The organism is Microbacterium sp. NPDC056569, assembly GCF_042793475.1.
Taxonomy (GTDB): domain Bacteria; phylum Actinomycetota; class Actinomycetes; order Actinomycetales; family Microbacteriaceae; genus Microbacterium.
Genome location: NZ_JBHTUV010000003.1, coordinates 156526 through 173980 on the forward strand (window position 1 = coordinate 156526; position 17455 = coordinate 173980).

A 17455-nucleotide genomic window follows, 5' to 3' on the forward strand; every position below is an offset into this window, starting at 1 on the left:
CGGATGCTGCGGTCCGCGGCCTCCGCGAGTTGTTAACAAGTCTGTTAACACCTGTGAATTACACCGGTGTGATTCTCCCCAGGTTGTGGATGAGCCTGTGGATAACTCTGGTCAGAGGATGACCAGAGCCGGGAGGAAGACCGGTACGAACAGCAGCGCCACGAGTCCCGCCGCCACGGCCGTGAGCAGGCCGATCTGCAGCCCGCGCTGCCGGACCGCGCGCGTGCGCGTGAAGATGAACGCGACGAGCAGACCCACCACGAGGCCGCCCACGTGCGCTTGCCACGACACGTTGAATCCGGGAATGAACCCGATCACGAGGTTGATTCCGAGCACGAGTGCGATGCCGGCGATGTTCGCGCCGATATGGCGGCCGATCACGAGGAGCGCTCCGAAGAGGCCGAAGATGGCGCCGGATGCCCCGACCACGGGTGTCGTGAACGACAGGAGGGTGACGGCGACCGAGCCGCCGAGCGCGCTCAGGAGGTACAGCGTCAGGAACCGCCAGCGACCGAGGAGCGGCTCGAGGCTGCGCCCGATCATCCACAGGGCGAGCATGTTGAGCCCCACATGCCAGATGCCCGAATGCACCAGCGAGACCGTGAGCAGACGCCACGGTTCGAAGGTGCCCTGGATCTCGGGGTAGAGGAGCGGCGCCCAGTACAGGAGCCACTGCGACACGGTGTCGCCGAAGCCGCCGGGGATGAGGGTGAGCAGATAGACGAACGCCGTGATGGCGATGATCGAGTAGGTCACCACCGGACGGCCGGACGACGCCGACATCGCGCGAGGGCGCGACCACCGCCGCTCGGCCTTCTTCTGAGCGGGCGACTGCGCCTTCTGCTGGTCGCGCAGGCATTCCGGGCAGATGACGCCGACGGCGCCGGGCGTCTGGCACTCCGGGCAGATCGTGCGCAGGCACCGCTGGCAGAGCACGAAGCTCTGCCGGTCGGGATGCCGGTAGCAGAAGTTGTCGCGGTTGCGCTGGAAGTCCTGCGTGCTCACGCTCGCCCCGTCTCTGTCTGGCCTGGGCTCAGGGATGCGGATGTCCGGGCCCGGGGCAGCCGACGCTGCTCCGGGCCCGGTGGCGCGTTGCGCTCAGACCGCGGCGACGTCGATCGACTCGATGACGACGGGCTCGACCGGGCGGTCGCCCGCAGCCGTCGGCACCTCGCTGATCGTGTCGACGACGGCCTTGGAGGCGTCGTCGGCGACCTCGCCGAAGATGGTGTGCTTGCCCTGCAGCCACTCGGGCCCGCGGCCTCCCTGACCGGGGACCGTGATGAAGAACTGCGAGCCGTTGGTGCCCTCAGGCTGGCCGGTGATCGCGTTGCGACGGAGGCCGGCGTTCGCCATGGCGAGCTTGTACGGCGCCGTGAAGGTGAGTTCGCCGTTGATCTCGTCGTTGAAGTTGTAGCCCGGACCGCCCACGCCCTGACCGAGCGGGTCGCCGCCCTGGATCATGAAGCCCGAGATGATGCGGTGGAAGATGACGTCCTTGTAGAGCGGGCCGTCGCCCGGCTTGCCGGTCGCCGGGTGCGTCCACGCCTGCGAACCGTCGGACAGGCCGATGAAGTTCTGCACGGTGCGAGGAGCCTGGTCGCCGAAGAGGTTGACGACGATGTCGCCGTAGTTGGTGTGGATCGTTGCGACAGCTGTGTGAAGCGGCATTCCTACATTGTCTCAGAGTTCCCTGCAACCCCTCCCGTCTCACCGGTGGTCTGGCAAGATGGGGAGACCGACATCCCCACGACAGGGAGGGCAACCGTGAGCCTCAGCCGCAAGCGCAAGAAGGAACTCCAGAAGCTTCAGAAGCAGGCCGGAAACCTGTGGGAGGCCCAGCAGGTTCTGGTCGGAGAGGCGGCGACCGTCGCCCGCGAGGCGGGTCGCCAGCTCGGCAACTACGGCCGCGAGCAGGTCAAGCCGCAGGTGCAGGCGGGCTACGACAAGTACGCGGCGCCGTACGTCGACAAGGGCAGGAAGGTCGTGAACGGCACGGTCATCCCGGCCGCGGGAGCCGTCGTCGGCTCCGCACTCTCGGTGTGGGACGCCGCGAACGAGCAGCGGTCGCACCTCGCCGCCGGCCGAGGGTTCTCCCTCCCGTCGTCGTGGGCGAAGGCCGCGCCGGTCCCGGCGAAGAAGGGCATCGGCGCCGGGGGCGTCATCGCGATCATCCTCGGCGTCGCCGCGGCGGTCGGCGTGCTGTACGCGGCCTGGCAGACGCTGCGGGCCGACGACGAGCTCTGGGTCGCGGACGACCCGCTGCGCGCACCGGATGCCTGAGCCCACTACGGGCGAGACGCTGACGGGCGTCGACCGCGTACGCGCGGCGGCGTCCGAGCGGGGCCTCGAGATCGAGATCCGCGAGCGCCCGGCGGCGAACAGCCTGCCGGAGGCCGCGGAGATCCTCGGCATCCCGCCGTCGGGCATCGTGAAGACGCTGGTCGTCAAGCGCAGCGACGACACCTACCTCTTCGCCCTGATCCCGGGCGACCGTGCGATCTCGTGGCCGAAGCTGCGAGCCGTCGTGGGGGTCAACAAGCTCCAGCTCCCGGATCCGGCGCGCGCCCTCGCGGCCACCGGGTACGAGCGGGGCACCATCGTGCCGCTGGGCAGCACGCACGACTGGCCGATCTACGCCGACGGCGAGATCGTCGGACAGCGCATCGCGATGGGCGCCGGCGCGCACGGCTACAGCATGTTCGTCGACGCCGACGCGCTCATCGCCGCCTACGGCGCGACGGTCGCCGACATCTCGCAGCCGGTCGACTGAGAGCATCCTCGATCAGGGGAGTTCGATCCCCGCCATCTCGAGGGCGATGTCGACGAGCTTGACTCGCTGCAGCGCGCGGACCTCGGCGAGCGCGAACCACTCGGCGCGATCCGTCGAGCCGTGGGTCTCGTTGCGCAGGCGCCCACCTGTGATCCGCGCCCGGTAGATGATGCGCAGCGTGTGCAGCGGGACGTCGGCGCCGGGCTTCAGCCGGCGCCCCGGAGGGATCACGCGGGAATGGATGCCGAGGAGCCCGTCGATCTCGACCCGGTAGCCGGTCTCTTCCTTCACTTCCCTGCGAGCGGCGCTCTCGGGATCCTCGCCCGCTTCGAGCCCGCCTCCGGGCATCGTCCACGCCGCGCGACGACCTTCGTTCCAGTGCGCGAGCAGGATGCGGTCGTGATCGTCGACGATCACCGCATACGCCGCGACGCGCAGGTCCATGCTTCACCCTAACGGCGCGGGCGCCCACCGGATAACGCAGAAGCCGGTCCCTCGCGGAACCGGCTTCGTGTCTGTGGAGCCTAGGAGATTCGAACTCCTGACATCCTGCTTGCAAAGCAGGCGCTCTACCAACTGAGCTAAGGCCCCGGGGCTTGATGTGTTCGCGGACTTCGTCCGCTCAACAGGACTCAATCGGCTCGGCAGTGATTGCAAGCATCGCTGCGCTCGCCTCAATCGCCTGTGGGGCTACCAGGACTTGAACCTGGGACCTCTTCATTATCAGTGAAGCGCTCTAACCGCCTGAGCTATAGCCCCGTCTGTCTGCGGAACCTGCGCTCCGCAACCTCCAAGACTTTACCCGACGAATCCCGATTTCACGAATCGGCTGGTTGACTGGGGCCGTGACGGAGAATCCCCACCCTGGTGAGCCGCACGGCGCCCGGCTCGGAGAGCGGCTCAACTGGTTGCGGGCAGGCGTGCTCGGCGCCAACGACGGCATCGTGTCGGTCGCGGCGCTCGTCGTCGGGGTCGCGGGAGCGACGACCGACACCGGCGCGCTCTTCACCGCCGGCATCGCGGGTCTGGTCGGCGGTGCCATCTCGATGGCGCTCGGCGAGTACGTGTCGGTGAGCAGTCAGCGCGACTCGGAGCGAGCGCTCATCGCGAAGGAGAGCGGCGAGCTGCGCGAGATGCCCGAGGAAGAGCTCGAGGAGCTGACGCAGCTCTATCGCGAGCGCGGCCTGTCGGATGCGACCGCCCGCCAGGTCGCCCAGGAGCTCACCGCGCATGATGCGCTCTCCGCCCACCTCGAGGTCGAGCTGCACATCGACCAGGACGATCTCGTGAACCCGTGGCACGCCGCGGTCTCGTCGGCCATCGCGTTCACGCTCGGCGCGCTGCTGCCGCTGCTCGCGATCCTGCTCCCGCCGCCCGAATGGCGAGTGCCCGTCACCTTCCTAGCGGTGCTCGTCGCCCTCGCGGCCACAGGCACGGTCTCCGCGCATCTCGGAGGTGCCCCGAAGTCGCGCGCCGCGCTCCGCCTCGTGATCGGCGGGGCGCTGGCTCTCGCCGCCACCTGGCTGATCGGCACCCTGCTCGGCACGACGGTGGTCTGAGCCGCGCCCTCCCGCACACACATACGAAAGCGCCGGCATCCGAGGATCGAATCCGCGGATGCCGGCGCTGCGGCGTCGTGTCGTCAGTTCGAGGTGAAGCCGACCAGCAGGCCGCCGGTCACCTTGACCGCGAGGTTGTAGATGCCGGCGATCACGGCGCCCAGCACCGTGACGACGACGAGGTTCAGAATGGCGACGACGGCGGAGAACGCGAGCACCTGCGGGAAGTTCACGAACTGCGAGAGCAGGATGCTGCCGTCGGAGAAGCTCGAGAAGAACTCGTCCGCCTTTCCGATCAGGCCGGTGGTCTGGACGACCAGGAAGATCATCACGAACGCCACGACCGTCACCACGGCGATGGCGATCGCGGCGAGGAAGGACAGCTTCACGGCGGACCAGAAGTCCACGTACACCAGGCGCAGGCGAACCTGCTTTGCGCTGGTCTTGTGACTCGATTTCTTGGCGAGCTTGTCGGCTACCGTACTCATGCGTCAGTGCTCTCTTCAGGGGTCTGGGGCGAGGCATCCGACCCGGGGGTCTCGTTCGACAGGGGGGTGTCGGGTGACGGCGCGGCGGCGCCGTCGGCGGATGCGTCCTCGGATTCTTCTGCGAGGCCTCGTTCGCCGTTGCGCGCGATCGCGATGATGCGATCGTCGTCGCTGGAGCGGGCGAACACGACACCCATGGTGTCTCTGCCCTTGGCGGGGACCTCGGCCACGGCAGAGCGTACCACCTTGCCGCTGGCAAGAACCACCAAGACCTCGTCGTCCTCCGAGACGATGAGACCGCCCGCCAGATCGCCGCGATCCTCGCTCAGCTTGGCCACCTTGATGCCCAGTCCGCCGCGGTTCTGCACGCGATACTGGTCGACGGACGTGCGCTTCGCGTACCCGCCCTCGGTGACGACGAAGACGTAGCCGTCGTCCGACGCGACGGATGCCGAGAGCAGGCTGTCGCCGGGGCGGAAGTCCATGCCCTTCACACCGGAGGTCGAACGGCCCATCGGGCGCAGCGCCGAATCCGTCGCCGAGAAGCGCAGCGACATGCCGTGGCGGCTGATGAGGAGGATGTCGTCGCCCTCGTCCACCAGCAGGGCGCTGACGACCTCGTCGTCGGGGCCGGCCTCGATTTCGTCGCCCTCCTCGGGCACCTGGCCCCGGAGCTTGATCGCGATGATGCCGCCCTGGCGGTTGGTGTCGTACTCGGTGAGGCGGGACTTCTTCACCAGACCGCTGCGGGTCGCGAGCACGAGGTAGGTCGCGACCGAGTAATCGCGGATGTCGAGGATCTGGGCGATCTCCTCGTCGGGCTGGAGCGCCAGGAGGTTCGCGACATGCTGGCCCTTGGCATCGCGGCCGGCCTCCGGCACCTCGTACGCCTTCGACCGGTAGACGCGGCCCTTGTTCGTGAAGAACAGCAGCCAGTGGTGGGTCGTCGTGACGAAGAAGTGCTCGACCACGTCGTCGGCGCGCAGCTGCGCGCCCTTGACACCCTTGCCGCCGCGGTGCTGCTGACGGTAGTTGTCGCTGCGCGTGCGCTTGATGTAGCCGTCGCGCGTGACCGAGATGACCATCTCCTCTTCGGGGATGAGGTCTTCCATCGACATGTCGCCGTCGAACCCGTGGAGGATGTGCGTGCGGCGCTCGTCGCCGAACTTGTCGACGATCGCGGTGAGCTCCTCGCGCACGATGTCGCGCTGGCGCTGCGGCGTCGCGAGGATCTCCTTGAAGTCGGCGATCTTCGCCTCGAGCTCGGTCGCCTCGTCGATGATCTTCTGGCGCTCGAGGGCGGCGAGCCGTCGCAGCTGGAGGCCGAGGATCGCGTCCGCCTGGATGTCGTCGATGTCGAGGAGCTTCTGCAGCCCCTCACTGGCCTCCTGCGCCGTCGGCGACCGGCGGATGAGGGCGATGACCTCGTCGAGCGCGTCGAGCGCCTTGAGGTAGCCGCGCAGGATGTGCATGCGCTTCTCGGCTTCGCGCAGCCGGTAGGCGGTGCGGCGGACGATGACGTCGATCTGGTGCTCGAGCCACAGCGTGACGAACCCGTCCAGCGACAGCGTGCGCGGCACCTTGTCGACGATCGCCAGCATGTTGGCGCCGAAGTTCTCCTGCAGCTGCGTGTGCTTGTAGAGGTTGTTCAGCACGACCTTGGCGACGGCGTCCCGCTTGAGGACCACCACGAGGCGCTGACCGGTCCGATCCGAGGTCTCGTCGCGGATGTCGGCGATGCCGGTGATCTTGCCGTCACGGGCGAGGTCGCCGATCTTGACCGCGACGTTGTCGGGGTTGACCTGGTAGGGCAGCTCGGTGATCACGAGGCACGTGCGACCCTGGATCTCTTCGATCGAGACGACGGCACGCATCGTGATCGAGCCGCGGCCGGTGCGGTAGGCCTCGCGGATGCCCTTGGTGCCCAGGATCTGCGCGCCGGTCGGGAAATCGGGTCCGGGGATGCGCTCGATGAGCGCGTCGAGCAGCTCCTCACGCGATGCCTCGGGGTGCTCGAGCGCCCAGAGCGCGCCGTCGGCGACCTCGCGGAGGTTGTGCGGAGGGATGTTGGTCGCCATGCCGACCGCGATGCCGACGGACCCGTTGACGAGCAGGTTCGGGAACCGCGCCGGCAGCACCGACGGCTCCTGCGTCTGGCCGTCGTAGTTCGGCTGGAAGTCGACGGTCTCTTCTTCGATGTCGCGCACCATCTCGAGCGCGAGCTGAGCCATCTTCGTCTCGGTGTACCGCGGCGCGGCGGCGCCCATGTTGCCGGGCGAACCGAAGTTGCCCTGGCCCTGCGCGAGCGGGTAGCGCAGCGCCCACGGCTGGACGAGGCGCACGAGAGCGTCGTAGATCGCCGAGTCGCCGTGCGGGTGGTACTGACCCATGACCTCGCCGACGACGCGCGCGCACTTCGAGAACGACTTGTCGGGGCGGAACCCGCCGTCGTACATGCCGTAGATCACGCGGCGGTGCACCGGCTTCAGGCCGTCGCGCACGTCAGGGAGGGCGCGGCCGATGATGACGGCCATCGCGTAGTCGAGGTAGCTGCGCTGCATCTCCAGCTGCAGGTCGACCTGGTCGATGCGACCGTGGTCGTGCTCGGCGTTCGCGTCGGGACGCTCGTCTTCTGCCATGTCTGTCATCTCGTCTTCTGTGTGAACCTCGGTCGCTGCACCCGTTTACGGGTCAGATGTCGAGGAAGCGGACGTCCTTGGCGTTGCGCTGGATGAACGTGCGGCGGGACTCGACGTCCTCGCCCATCAGCACCGAGAAGATCTCGTCCGCGGCGGCCGCGTCATCGATGGTCACCTGGCGGAGCGTCCGCGTGGTGTGGTCCATCGTGGTCTCCCACAGTTCCTTGGCGTTCATCTCGCCGAGACCCTTGTAGCGCTGGATGCCCTCCTTCGGGATCCGCTTGCCGCCTGCGAGGCCGTCGGCCAGCAGCGCGTCGCGCTCCTTGTCGGAGTACACGTACTCGTGCGGCGAGTTGGTCCACTTCAGGCGGTACAGCGGCGGCATCGCGAGGTACACGAAGCCGGCCTCGATGAGTCCGCGCATGTAGCGGAACAGCATGGTGAGCAGCAGCGTGGTGATGTGCTGGCCGTCGACGTCGGCATCGGCCATCAGCACGATCTTGTGATAGCGGGCCTTGTCGATGTCGAAGTCCTCGCCGATGCCCGTGCCGAAGGCCTGGATCATCGCCTGGACCTCGCGATTGCCGAGAGCCTTGTCGAGACGCGCGCGCTCGACGTTGAGGATCTTGCCGCGCAGCGCCAGGATCGCCTGGGTGTGGGGGTCACGCCCCTGCACCGCGGAGCCGCCGGCCGAGTCGCCCTCCACGAGGAAGATCTCGCTGATCGACGGGTCCTTGCTGGTGCAGTCCTTGAGCTTGTCGGGCATCGCGGCCGACTCGAAGACGCTCTTGCGTCGCGCGGTCTCGCGGGCCTTGCGCGCCGCCATGCGGGCGGTCGCGGCGTCGATCGCCTTGGTGATGACGCGCTTCGCCTGCACCGGATTGCGGTCGAGCCAGTCGGCGAGCTGGTCGCCGACGACCTTCTGCACGAACGCCTTCGCCTCGGTGTTGCCGAGCTTGGTCTTCGTCTGTCCCTCGAACTGCGGCTCGGAGAGCTTGACCGAGATCACCGCGGTGAGACCCTCGCGGATGTCGTCGCCGGTGAGGTTGTCGTCCTTCTCCTTCAGGAGGTTCTTGTCGCGCGCGTACGCGTTGATCCGCGTGGTCAGCGCCGCACGGAACCCCTCTTCGTGCGTTCCGCCCTCGTGGGTGTTGATCGTGTTCGCGAAGGTGAACACGTTCTCGGTGTAGCTCGACGTCCACTGCATCGCGAGCTCGAGCGAGATGTGGCGGATGGTGTCCTCCGACTCGATCTCGATGATCTCCTCGTTCACGACGTCGGCGTGACGCACCTTGTTGAGGTACTCGACATAGTCGACGAGACCGCGCTCGTAGTAGAAGTCGTCGAACGGCTGGCGTTCCTCGGAACCGCCGCCTTCGGCATCCGTCACGTATGTCGACTCGGGGCGCTCGTCGGCGAGCGTGATGCGCAGCCCCTTGTTGAGGAACGCGGTCTGCTGGAACCGGGTGCGCAGCGTGTCGTAGTCGAAGTTCACCGACTCGAAGATGGTGTCGTCGGGCCAGAACTCGATGATCGTGCCGGTCTCTTCGGTCGGCTCGCCCTTCGCGAGGGGCGCCTGCGGCTGCCCGCCGTCCCGGTAGGACTGGCGCCACACGTGACCCTGACGCTTCACCTCGACATCGAGGCGCGTCGACAGCGCGTTCACGACCGACGAGCCGACGCCGTGGAGGCCGCCCGAGACCGCATAGCCGCCGCCGCCGAACTTGCCGCCGGCGTGCAGCACCGTCAGCACGACCTCGACCGTCGACTTGCCCTCGGTGCGGTGGATGTCGACGGGGATGCCGCGGCCGTTGTCGACGCAGCGGATGCCGCCGTCGGGCATGATCGTGACGTTGATCGTGTCGCAGAAGCCGGCGAGGGCCTCGTCGACCGAGTTGTCGACGATCTCGTACACCAGGTGGTGGAGTCCGCGCTCACCGGTCGATCCGATGTACATGCCGGGGCGCTTGCGGACGGCCTCGAGGCCCTCGAGCACCTGGATGGCGTCTGCCCCGTAATCGCTGGGAGATCCGTTGGGAGCCTGATCGGGCGTTTCGGGTTCCTCGGAAACGTTATCGGGGTTGTCAGACGTCATCTTCGCGAGGGCTCCAAATCCTTCGACGCGGGCCCTGACAGTCTATCGGGTAACGGCCCGATCACAGCGCTCTGCGGCCCTGTAAGGGGATGGAATTCGCCTGGATGCCTCCTGACGTGGCTTATCCGTAGGTATCGCGCGGACCGCGCCCTGGAATCGTTCTGGGACCCCATTTCCAGGAGGGGACGTCCGGCCCGATGAAGCGCACCGCGTCGACCCCCGCCTCGGGGTAGCGGCGGACGATCTCGGAGAGGATCTGCGCGCGCATCAGCTGCAGCTGCTTCGCCCACGCCGTCGAGTCGGCCTGAATGGTGAGGGTGCCGTCCGAGAACGCGACCGGACGCGTGTGGCGCGCGGTGTCCTCGCCGGCCACCTGGTCCCACGCCCGGACGACGTCCTCGCGGGCGAGCTGGGGGTCCCAGCCGGCCTCGCGGGTGAGGTCGGCGAGCACGTCGCCGACACCGCGCGCGTCGCGCCCCGGTGCGAACGGGATGTTGTCGTCGTCCTCGGTGCGCCGACGGCGCTTGCGGTAGGACCGGGCCGACGGCTCGAGTCCGCGCAGGCGGAGGTACGTCGAGATCGTCTCGGGGACGGCCGTGCGATCGAGCGGGACGGATGCTGCGTCCTTCGGCTCTCCGGCCCCTGAGCCTGTCGAAGGGTCAGGCATCGGCGGCCTCCGCGTCCACGGGGCCGACGATGCGGCCGGCCTCGACCCGGACCATCCGCGCCCGCAGTGCTTCGGGGACGTCGCCCTCCACCGCGGCGGTCACGACGACCTGCTCGTAGCCGGCGGCGAGGAGCGCGAGACGGGAGCGGCGGTCGGCGTCGAGCTCGGCGAAGACGTCGTCGAGGATCAGCACCGGGTCGCCGAGTCGCGAATCCGCGCGGAGCAGCTCGGCCGAGGCGAGCCGCAGCGACAGCGCGACCGACCAGGATTCGCCGTGCGACGCGTAGCCCTTCACCGGAAGCCCGCGGATCCGCAGCAGCAGGTCGTCGCGATGCGGGCCCACCAGCGTCAGCCCGCGCTCGAGCTCGGACGTGCGCTTCGCCGCCAGGGCCTGACGGAAGAGCTCGGCGATGCGGGTGGTCGAGGCGTCCGGGCGTCCGGCGTCCGGTGCGGGGCTCGGTGCTGCGGGAGCGCCCGAGCCGCCGTCGGCGTCTTCGCCGGTGTCGGCGCCGGCGACCGAGAGCGCCCACTCGATCTCGGGATTGTGGTCGGCACCGGCGATCGCGGTGTACGCAGCGGCCAGCGGAGTCGCGAGGTCGGCGGCGAGGGCGAGCCGCGCGGCGATGAGCTGGGTGCCGAGGGAGACGAGTTTGTCGTCCCACACGTCGAGCGTCGACAGGGCATCGCCGCGGATGCCGCGCGCCTTCGCCGACTTCAGCAGCGCGGTGCGCTGCTTGAGCACGCGGTCGTAGTCTGCGATCACGCCGGCCATGCGCGGAGCGCGCTGAACCAGGAGCTGATCCGCGAAACGCCGCCGGGCGGAGGGATCGCCGCGCACGATCTGCAGGTCTTCCGGTGCGAAGAGCACGACCTGCGCATAGCGGGGCAGCTCCGCCGGCTTCACGGGAGCGCCGTTCACCCGAGCCTTGTTGGAACCCTGCCGGTTCACCTGCGCCTCGAGCTGCACGCGACGCTCCCCGTGGGCGAGTCGCGCGCGGATGATCGCGGCATCCGCCCCGTCACGCACCATCGGCGCGTCGTTCGAGACTCGATGCGAGCCGAGCGTCGCGAAGAATCCGATGGCCTCGGCCAGATTCGTCTTGCCCTGGCCGTTGCGGCCGACGAACACGTTCGGTCCGGGCCCGAGCTCGACGTCGGCGGCCGCATAGTTGCGGAAGTCGACCAGACTCAGGTGCTCCACGATCACCGGACAAGCCTAATGAGCGGCGCTGACGTTCCGACCGCCGCTGCGCGGGATCAGCGCAGCAGCAGGTTCGGCTGCAGCAGGTAGCGGAACGAGTCCGAGCCGGCGCGGTCGACGGAGGTCTGCGGGGTGATGAGCACGGGGCTCAGCTTGTTGGCGTTCTCGCTCGACGTGAACGTGATGCGCACGAACTCGCTCTTGACGGCTCCGAGGGATTCGAGCAGGTACTGGGGGTTGAGGCCCAGGGTGACCTCGTCACCGCCGAGCAGCGTCGCGTCGACGGACTCGGTGGCGCGCGCCTGCTCGGTGCCCGAGGCATCCATCGACACGCTGTCGGCCGTGAAGGTGAACCGCAGCGGAGCCGAACGGTCGAGCACGAGCGACACACGGCGAACGGCCTCGGCGAGCTCCGCGGTGTTGACCACCGCGTGGTGCTCGGTCTGCTCGGGGAACAGGCGACGCACCGGCGGGAAGTTGCCCTTGATGAGCAGCGACGTCACGGTCTTGTTGCCCGCGGTGAAAGCGATGATCTCGCGGTCACCCGAACCCGAGAACGCGATCGAGATGTCGCCGCCGTGCGCGAAGGTCTTGCCGACCTCGGTGAGCGTGCGCGCCGGCACGAGCGCCGTGGTCGACTCGTCGCTCGCGGCGCTGCCGCCGTCCCACGGGATCTCACGGAGCGCGACACGGTAGCGGTCGGTGGCGACGAGGCTGAGGCTCGTTCCCGAGACCTCCAGCTGCACGCCGGTGAGCACCGGAGTCACGTCGTCGCGCGATGCGGCGAAGGCGACCTGCGCGATGGCGGTCGCGAAGTCCTCGGAGGGGACGAGTCCGGAGTCGCCGGTGACCTCGGGGATCGCGGGGTACTCCTGCACGGGCATGGAGGCGAGCGTGAAGCGCGCGGAGCCGCACGTGAGGAGGATGCCGGCGTCTTCGTCGACCTCGATCTGGATCGGCGCGTTCGGCAGACGGCTCGCGATGTCGGAGAGCAGGCGGCCATGGACGAGGATCGTGCCCGGCTCGTCGACGGTGGCCTCGATCGTGGTGCGCGCTGACGCCTCGTAGTCGAAAGCGGCGAGCGAGAGTCCTTCGGCGGATGCCTCGATCAGCACGCCGGCGAGGATCGGCTGAGGGTTGCGCTGCGGGAGGAGTTTGACGACGAACGATACGGCTTCGCTGAACACATCGCGATTGACGTGGAACTTCACGAACGCTCCCTTTGCTGCAGCGGGCCCTTCGACTGCGGGCTCGGGGTTCTCATGCTAGTGCCAGCCTCGGAGATTGCCAGTCCGCTTCGCGTCTCGGGACTTGTCCACCGCAAAGGTGATCGGACGGGGTTCATCTCAGAGAATTCTTGTCATGGTGTTAACGGCTGTGGAAACTGTGGACAACTGCCTCGTTGCCAGTCGGGAGACGGAAACCACACGCGTGTGAGTTGTGGAGACGCTCCGGAGAAGCGTCGGAGAGATGAATGACAAGACGTGTGTATTCCGCAATCCATCCACAGGTGTCCCCCGCCCGTTCACAGCGGTTTCCGCAGCTTGGGAGAGTTATCCACAGGTTTTCCACACTGTGCAGAACCGGAATGATGGCCCTGCTCACCGTGGGTGTCAAGAACTTCTTCCGGCATATGCAACGAGGGGCCCGCGCGTCGTAACGCACGGACCCCTCGAAGGGTGTAGGGGACCGGTCAGCGACCGTTGCGGCCGAGCTGTGCGGTGATCTCGGTCACCTGGTTGTAGATCGACCGGCGCTCCTTCATGAGCTCGCTGATCTTCTTGTACGCGTACATCACGGTGGTGTGGTCGCGATTGCCGAACAGCTGCCCGATCTTCGGGAGCGACAGGCTCGTGCGCTCACGGCACAGGTACATCGCGATCTGACGGGCGGTCGCGACGGACTGCGAGCGGCTCGACCCGTAGAGGTCGTCGACGGTGAGCTTGAAGTAGGCCGCGGTCGCCGTGATGATGTCGGTCGGCGAGATGACGTTGGCGTCGTCCTGGTCGACGATGTCGCGCAGGACGGTCTGTGCGAGCGACATGTCGAGCGTCGAGCGGTTCAGGCTCGCGAACGCCGAGACGCGGATGAGGGCGCCTTCGAGCTCCCGGATGTTGCTCGAGACGACGGTCGCGATGTACTCCATCACCTCGTCGGGGATGTGGAGCCGCTCGGATTGCGCCTTCTTGCGGAGGATCGCGATGCGCGTCTCGAGGTCGGGCGCCTGGACGTCGGTGATGAGGCCCCACTCGAAGCGGCTGCGCATGCGGTCCTCGAAGCCGGTGAGGTGCTTCGGCGGCACGTCGCTCGTGATCACGACCTGCTTGTCGTGATCGTGCAGCTGGTTGAACGTGTGGAAGAAGGCTTCCTGCGTCTCAGCCCGGCCCTGCAGGAACTGGATGTCGTCGATCAGCAGGATGTCGACGTCCCGGTACCGCGCCTGGAACGCCGAGCCCCGGTTGTTGGCGATCGAGTTGATGAAGTCGTTGGTGAATTCCTCGCTCGACACGTACCGCACCCGGATGCCGGCGTAGAGGCTCAGCGCGTAGTCGCCGATCGCATGGAGGAGGTGCGTCTTGCCGAGGCCGGAGTCCCCGTAGATGAAGAGCGGGTTGTACGCCTTGGCCGGTGCTTCGGCGACGGCGACCGCTGCGGCATGCGCGAAGCGGTTGGACTGGCCGATGACGAAGTTGTCGAACGTGTACTTCGGGTTCAGTCGCGTATCGCTGCGCGAGACGGATGCTGCGTCCCCTGAGTCGTCCAGCGGCGGGCGTCCGACGGGCGCCGCGGACTGCACCACGGGCGGCGCGACAGCACTCGACTGGATCGGGATCGGAGCGGTCAGATGCGCATCCGCCAGATCCGGGTTCACGACCACGCGGAAGTTCGACGCCGGGTCCTGGACGTCCTCGGCGACCCGCGTGAGCGCCTCGAGGATCGGCGCGCGCATGCGCTTGGTGAACTGGGCGGCGGTCAGATCGTTGGGGACGTCGAGGTAGAGCGTTCCGCCCATCACTCCCTGCGGCACTGCCAGACTGATGAAGCCGTGCAGCTGCGGAGTGATGCGATCGTCTCGCACGAGTTCGTCCAGAACGGCCGTCCAGACCGGGACATCTGGAACTTCGTGCGGTGTCATGGCCCCCCCGGGTTGTTGATGATTCCACCGGAGGCCGCGGAAACGTCGGTGCAGGCCTGTGGATAACTGCCGGAGCCACGCTAGTCAGGAGGCGTCGCGTGAGCAAACTCCACTGTAGAACCGGCCTGCGTGTCGGTGCCAGGGTGGATCGCCTCGCAGGTGCATAATGACACGTTCTGCGCTCGGTTTGAGTTCTCGGTCATCTCGACGTAGCCTTAATCGGTTGACTTATGCCTTCGTGGCAGTCGCCCCTGTACACACGTCCCCGGTCTCGAGCGTCCCGGTGACACCTGATCGGAAGTAGTCCCCATGAGCAAGCGCACCTTCCAGCCCAACAACCGTCGCCGCGCCAAGAAGCACGGCTTCCGCGCCCGCATGCGCACGCGCGCCGGCCGCGCCATCCTCTCGGCTCGCCGCGCCAAGGGGCGCACCGAGCTCTCGGCCTGACCTCGATTCACTCCTGCGGTGCTCGCGAGGTCGAACCGACTCACCCGCGGGACGGAATACAAGGCCGTCGTCCGTAGGGGTCGTCGGTGCGCCGGGACGCACACCGTCACCTATGTCAGCCGCGTCGTGACCGATGGTCCGGCGCGGTTCGGCTTCATCGTGAGCCGGCAGGTCGGCGGCGCCGTCGTGCGCAACACGGTCCGCCGCCGTTTGAAGGCGCTGTGCTTCGAGTCGATCGACACGGTGGCGCCGGGCAGTGATGTCGTGATCCGTGCGCTGCCGAGCGCCGCATCCGCGTCGTTCGACGATCTGCGCAGCGACGTCGCGAACTGCCTCGCACGGAGGGCCGCATGAGCGTCCTTCCCGCCTACGCACTCGGAGAGGCCGAGTTCTCGGCATCCGATTCCCTGCGCAGCATCCCGCTCCTCCCCCGCAACGCGCTGCTCGCGCTGCTGCACGGCTACCGCGCCACGATCTCGCACGCCTACGGCGACGTCTGCAAGTACTACCCGTCGTGCTCGGCGTACGCCGTCGGCGCGGTGCAGCAGCACGGTGCGATCGTCGGGTCGGCGATGACCGCGGCGCGCATCGCGAGGTGTCACCCCTGGGCGGTCGGCGGCGTCGACGACGTGCCGCCCCGCAAGAACTTCCGGCACGCGCTGACCCGCCACGGGTTCGTCGTGCCCGCCCCCACCGGAAAGGACTGATCCTCCGCATGGATCTCTTGTCAGCCCTCGCCTCGACGCCTTCGCCGTCCGCCCCGGCGACGAACGGCGGATTCGATCTCTTCGGGATCATCCTCTGGCCGCTCAAGTGGGCGGTCGAGGCGGTGCTCGTCTTCTGGCACTGGCTCTTCACCGCGATCGGGCTTCCGCCGGCCGACGGCATCACCTGGGTGCTGGCGATCGTCGGCCTCGTGATCGTCGTGCGCTCGGCGATGATCCCGCTGTTCGTACGGCAGATCAAGAGCCAGCGCAAGATGATGGAAATCGCTCCTGAACTGCGGAAAGTCCAGGAGAAGTACAAGGGCAAGAAGGATCAGCTCTCTCGCGAGGCCATGAGCCGCGAGACGATGGCGCTGTACAAGAAGCACGGGACCACCCCGGTCTCGAGCTGTCTGCCGCTGCTCGTGCAGATGCCCGTCTTCTTCGCGCTGTTCAGCGTGCTCAACGACGTCACCAAGCACTTCAACGCCGGCACCGGCGGCGTGGGCCTGCTCAACGCGGAGCTGACGGCGGAGTTCTACAACGCGAAGCTCTTCGGTGTCGCGTCGCTCCACGAGACGCTCATCGACGCGGTCAACACCGGCAACACCCCGGCGATCATCATCCTCGTCGTGCTGGTCGTGCTCATGATCGCGTCGCAGTTCTTCACCCAGCTGCAGATCATCTCGAAGAACCTCTCCCCTGAGGCCAAGACCGGCCAGGCGTACCAGATGCAGAAGATCATGCTGTACGTCCTTCCGCTGGGCTTCATCTTCTCCGGTGTCTTCTTCCCGCTCGGTGTCGTCATCTACTGGTTCGTGTCGAACCTGTGGACGATGGGTCAGCAGTTCCTCGTCATCCGCGAGATGCCCACCCCCGGCTCGGACGCCGCCAAGGCACGCGAGGAGCGTCTCGCGAAGAAGGGCAAGGCGATCGACGCCTCCGGCAAGGTCGTCCCGATGGAGAAGTACCTCGCCGAGCAGCAGCGCCTGTACGAAGAGGCCGAGCGCGCGAAGGCTGCGGCGCCGAAGCGCCAGCAGCCGGTGAGCAAGCAGCGTGCCAAGAAGCAGGCGCAGAAGCCCGGGTCCGGGCAGAAGCAGGGCGGACAGGTCCCCGGTGGGTCCGACCCCGCCGCCCCCGGCGCCGGTTCCGCCTCCTGACCGCATCCGACCGACGTCACACCCGAGGATCACGCAATGACCACGTCCCCTGAGTACGCCCCTGTCGACGCGCGCGAGGAGCGGGCCCCCGCCACCGTGGCCCAGCTCGAAGAGGAAGGCGACGTCGCCGCCGACTTCATCGAGGGCCTGCTCGACATCGCCGACATCGACGGCGATCTCGACCTCGATGTGCGCGCCGGGCGCGCGTACGTGTCGGTCGAGGCGCCGTCGGGTGGTTCGGTCGACCTTATCGCGGCGCCCGACACCGTTCAGGCGCTCCAGGAGCTCACACGCATCGCTGTGCAGAACCGCACCGGGCGTTTCTCGCGCCTGATCCTCGACATCGGCGGATCCCGCGACGCACGACAGAACGAGCTGACCACGCTCGTCGACCGTGCCATCGCCCGACTCGATGACGGCGCCTCGCAGGCGTCGCTGCCCGCGATGTCCAGCTACGAGCGCAAGGTCGTGCACGATATCGTGGCTGAGCGCGGCTTCGTGTCCGAGTCGTACGGCGAGGGCGCCGACCGCCACACGGTGATCCGTCGCGGCTGAGCCGCACGTTTCACGTGAAACATTCGTAGTG

General features: G+C 67.7%; 18 protein-coding genes and 2 tRNA genes. 8 read left to right on the forward strand and 12 right to left on the reverse strand.

Annotated elements, in window-relative coordinates; translation table 11 throughout:
• Window positions 1-111: 111 nt before the first annotated feature.
• Together ACFQ7C_RS05015 and ACFQ7C_RS05020 are read right to left on the reverse strand one after the other, a co-directional pair.
• Window positions 112-1005, reverse strand: coding sequence for a rhomboid family intramembrane serine protease (locus tag ACFQ7C_RS05015; RefSeq protein ID WP_378898420.1), 894 nt, complete (start codon window positions 1003-1005; stop codon window positions 112-114).
• Window positions 1006-1098: 93 nt separating this feature from the next.
• Window positions 1099-1671: a peptidylprolyl isomerase gene (locus ACFQ7C_RS05020; protein ID WP_378898421.1), complete on the reverse strand. Its 573-nt coding sequence runs from the start codon at window positions 1669-1671 to the stop codon at window positions 1099-1101.
• A gap of 96 nt (window positions 1672-1767) precedes the next feature.
• On the opposite strand from ACFQ7C_RS05020, the gene ACFQ7C_RS05025 reads away from it, so the two are divergent.
• Complete coding sequence (locus ACFQ7C_RS05025; protein ID WP_378898422.1) at window positions 1768-2283, forward strand: DNA helicase; 516 nt, start codon at window positions 1768-1770, stop codon at window positions 2281-2283.
• Window positions 2276-2773, forward strand: coding sequence for an aminoacyl-tRNA deacylase (locus ACFQ7C_RS05030; protein ID WP_378898423.1), 498 nt, complete (start codon window positions 2276-2278; stop codon window positions 2771-2773). Before ACFQ7C_RS05025 ends, ACFQ7C_RS05030 begins: the two co-directional genes overlap by 8 nt.
• A gap of 12 nt (window positions 2774-2785) precedes the next feature.
• Here ACFQ7C_RS05030 and ACFQ7C_RS05035 read toward each other — a convergent pair whose 3' ends face one another.
• From ACFQ7C_RS05035 to ACFQ7C_RS05045, 3 genes are all read right to left on the reverse strand, one after another.
• Complete coding sequence (locus ACFQ7C_RS05035; protein WP_378898424.1) at window positions 2786-3217, reverse strand: NUDIX hydrolase; 432 nt, start codon at window positions 3215-3217, stop codon at window positions 2786-2788.
• A gap of 74 nt (window positions 3218-3291) precedes the next feature.
• Window positions 3292-3364 (reverse strand) — tRNA-Ala (locus ACFQ7C_RS05040).
• Window positions 3365-3458: 94 nt separating this feature from the next.
• Window positions 3459-3532, reverse strand: a tRNA-Ile gene (locus ACFQ7C_RS05045).
• Window positions 3533-3618: 86 nt separating this feature from the next.
• Between ACFQ7C_RS05045 and ACFQ7C_RS05050 the strand changes: the two genes are divergently transcribed.
• Entirely contained in the window at window positions 3619-4332 is a 714-nt protein-coding gene (locus tag ACFQ7C_RS05050) for a VIT family protein (RefSeq protein WP_378898425.1), read from the forward strand.
• Window positions 4333-4415: 83 nt separating this feature from the next.
• On the opposite strand, the gene ACFQ7C_RS05055 is transcribed toward ACFQ7C_RS05050, so the two are convergent.
• From ACFQ7C_RS05055 to dnaA, 7 genes are all read right to left on the reverse strand, one after another.
• Window positions 4416-4820: a DUF3566 domain-containing protein gene (locus ACFQ7C_RS05055; protein WP_378898426.1), complete on the reverse strand. Its 405-nt coding sequence runs from the start codon at window positions 4818-4820 to the stop codon at window positions 4416-4418.
• On the reverse strand, window positions 4817-7459 hold the full coding sequence (gyrA, locus tag ACFQ7C_RS05060; protein WP_378898427.1) for a DNA gyrase subunit A: 2643 nt from the start codon (window positions 7457-7459) through the stop codon (window positions 4817-4819). The genes ACFQ7C_RS05055 and gyrA overlap by 4 nt, the downstream gene beginning before the upstream one ends.
• Before the next feature lie 52 nt (window positions 7460-7511).
• The gene (gyrB, locus tag ACFQ7C_RS05065; protein WP_378898428.1) at window positions 7512-9554 is read right to left on the reverse strand and encodes a DNA topoisomerase (ATP-hydrolyzing) subunit B; all 2043 of its coding nucleotides are present in this window, start codon (window positions 9552-9554) and stop codon (window positions 7512-7514) included.
• A gap of 121 nt (window positions 9555-9675) precedes the next feature.
• Window positions 9676-10221, reverse strand: a complete 546-nt coding sequence (locus tag ACFQ7C_RS05070; protein ID WP_378898429.1) for a DUF721 domain-containing protein — start codon at window positions 10219-10221, stop codon at window positions 9676-9678.
• Window positions 10214-11428 (reverse strand): DNA replication/repair protein RecF, encoded by a 1215-nt coding sequence (recF, locus tag ACFQ7C_RS05075; RefSeq protein WP_378898430.1) that lies wholly within the window; start codon window positions 11426-11428, stop codon window positions 10214-10216. The genes ACFQ7C_RS05070 and recF overlap by 8 nt, the downstream gene beginning before the upstream one ends.
• A gap of 50 nt (window positions 11429-11478) precedes the next feature.
• On the reverse strand, window positions 11479-12633 hold the full coding sequence (gene dnaN / locus ACFQ7C_RS05080) for a DNA polymerase III subunit beta (protein WP_378898431.1): 1155 nt from the start codon (window positions 12631-12633) through the stop codon (window positions 11479-11481).
• 482 nt (window positions 12634-13115) lie between these two features.
• Window positions 13116-14558, reverse strand: coding sequence for a chromosomal replication initiator protein DnaA (dnaA, locus tag ACFQ7C_RS05085; protein ID WP_378898432.1), 1443 nt, complete (start codon window positions 14556-14558; stop codon window positions 13116-13118).
• 309 nt (window positions 14559-14867) lie between these two features.
• On the opposite strand from dnaA, the gene rpmH reads away from it, so the two are divergent.
• The 5 genes from rpmH to ACFQ7C_RS05110 are packed head-to-tail and all read left to right on the forward strand — an operon-like array spanning window position 14868 to window position 17424.
• Window positions 14868-15005: a 50S ribosomal protein L34 gene (gene rpmH / locus ACFQ7C_RS05090; protein WP_022879826.1), complete on the forward strand. Its 138-nt coding sequence runs from the start codon at window positions 14868-14870 to the stop codon at window positions 15003-15005.
• An 18-nt stretch (window positions 15006-15023) separates the two neighbouring features.
• Complete coding sequence (gene rnpA, locus ACFQ7C_RS05095; protein WP_378898433.1) at window positions 15024-15359, forward strand: ribonuclease P protein component; 336 nt, start codon at window positions 15024-15026, stop codon at window positions 15357-15359.
• Window positions 15356-15712, forward strand: coding sequence for a membrane protein insertion efficiency factor YidD (gene yidD / locus ACFQ7C_RS05100; RefSeq protein ID WP_378898434.1), 357 nt, complete (start codon window positions 15356-15358; stop codon window positions 15710-15712). Before rnpA ends, yidD begins: the two co-directional genes overlap by 4 nt.
• 8 nt (window positions 15713-15720) lie before the next feature.
• Entirely contained in the window at window positions 15721-16869 is a 1149-nt protein-coding gene (gene yidC / locus ACFQ7C_RS05105) for a membrane protein insertase YidC (protein ID WP_378898435.1), read from the forward strand.
• Window positions 16870-16905: 36 nt separating this feature from the next.
• The gene (locus ACFQ7C_RS05110; protein WP_378898436.1) at window positions 16906-17424 is read left to right on the forward strand and encodes a protein jag; all 519 of its coding nucleotides are present in this window, start codon (window positions 16906-16908) and stop codon (window positions 17422-17424) included.
• Window positions 17425-17455 lie beyond the last annotated feature (31 nt).